General features: G+C 50.0%; 2 protein-coding genes and 1 pseudogene. All 3 read left to right on the top strand.

What is annotated here, in order from left to right:
• Positions 1 to 292, top strand: a 292-nt coding sequence (locus GRP75_RS27390) for an ABC transporter permease (protein WP_160790940.1), incomplete at its 5' end; no start/stop codon positions are given.
• Between the two features lie 61 nt (positions 293 to 353).
• On the top strand, positions 354 to 1,028 hold the full coding sequence (locus GRP75_RS27385; protein WP_023988348.1) for a response regulator transcription factor: 675 nt from the start codon (positions 354 to 356) through the stop codon (positions 1,026 to 1,028).
• Positions 1,025 to 1,227, top strand: a pseudogene (locus GRP75_RS27380) (two-component sensor histidine kinase); the annotation flags it as partial. The gene GRP75_RS27385 and the pseudogene GRP75_RS27380, both read left to right, overlap by 4 nt.

The raw sequence follows: 1,227 nt of genomic DNA, 5'->3' as shown, positions 1-1,227 counted from the left end.
CGCCTTCTTTGGCGTGATTGCCCGCACTGCTTCCAGTGTACAAGGCATCTCCATGATTGTTCTGTTTCCGCTCACTTTTGTTTCCAATGCATTTGTGCCTGTGGACACAATGCCTGGTTGGCTACAGTGGTTTGTAAACGTCAACCCGATTTCACATCTTGTGAACGCAGTCAGGGAGCTTGCGAATACGGGAACGATTGGCGAGGAACTGGCGATCTCACTGCTTGGCGCTACAGTCATTGTGGCGATCTTCGCGCCGCTTACGGTGCGTGCTTATATGCGTAAAGCATAAGATGGCGGTCTTCTTGACGAGGACGAGAGATTTAAGGCAGAGTTAGTTAGGGGGGATTGAAATGACGTGTGTATTAGTCGTTGATGATGATCCGCATATTCGTGAACTGGTCGGACACTTTTTGAGAATGGAAGGTCTGGAGGTAGTCGAGGCGGTGGATGGTTTGGACGCGATGCGCATTTTTGATCAAATCAAGGTCGATTTGCTTGTTCTTGATATCATGATGCCGGGAATGGATGGTTGGGAGCTGTGCCGTAAGCTGCGAGAGCAGACCGACCTGCCGCTGCTTATGCTTACAGCCAAAGGCGAGACGTCACAGATCGTGAAAGGCTTCGCGCTCGGAACGGACGACTATCTTGTTAAGCCATTCGACCCCATGGTGCTTGTCGCACGCGTGAAGGCTTTATTAAAACGTTATCGTATCATGGCTTCAAAATCAGTGACTGTCGGAGATCTTGTCCTGCGCAGCGATACATTTGAGTGTCGGGCTGGAGAGAAGGAGATTACCCTGCCGCTCAAGGAGTTTGAGCTGCTCTTCAAGCTGGCCAGCTATCCTGGCAAAACCTTTACCCGCGACCAGTTGATCGAACAGATCTGGGGTTATGATTATGAGGGAGACGAAAGAACAGTTGATGTCCATATCAAGCGCCTTCGGGAACGATTTCCGGAGGCAAGGCACTCTTTCCGGATCAGTACGATCCGAGGATTGGGTTATCGGCTGGAGGTAAGGCAATGAAGCGGGAACCGGGATTCCTCCATATCCTTGCGAGACTCATGCTGGTGTTATTGGTGCTGTATCTTAGCTGGACTGCCGCGTACTTTATTACGGCGGCGATCTATTCGCGCATGTCATGGGCTTTTCATGATTTGTTCGTCTTTCTTATTAATGCGACGCTTGGCTTTTTCTTCTTCGGTATTATCAGTATGACGGTAAG

This window comes from Paenibacillus sp. OT2-17 (assembly GCF_009827695.1).
Classification (GTDB): domain Bacteria; phylum Bacillota; class Bacilli; order Paenibacillales; family Paenibacillaceae; genus Paenibacillus; species Paenibacillus polymyxa_B.
Note: the sequence above shows the minus strand (reverse complement) of the source record. Positions and strands in the feature narration are given on the sequence as shown.

Bases quoted from the DNA above. Each gene is read 5' to 3' on its own strand.
- GRP75_RS27385 (WP_023988348.1), top strand. From the start codon at position 354: ATGACGTGTGTATTAGTCGTTGATGATGATCCGCATATTCGTGAACTG.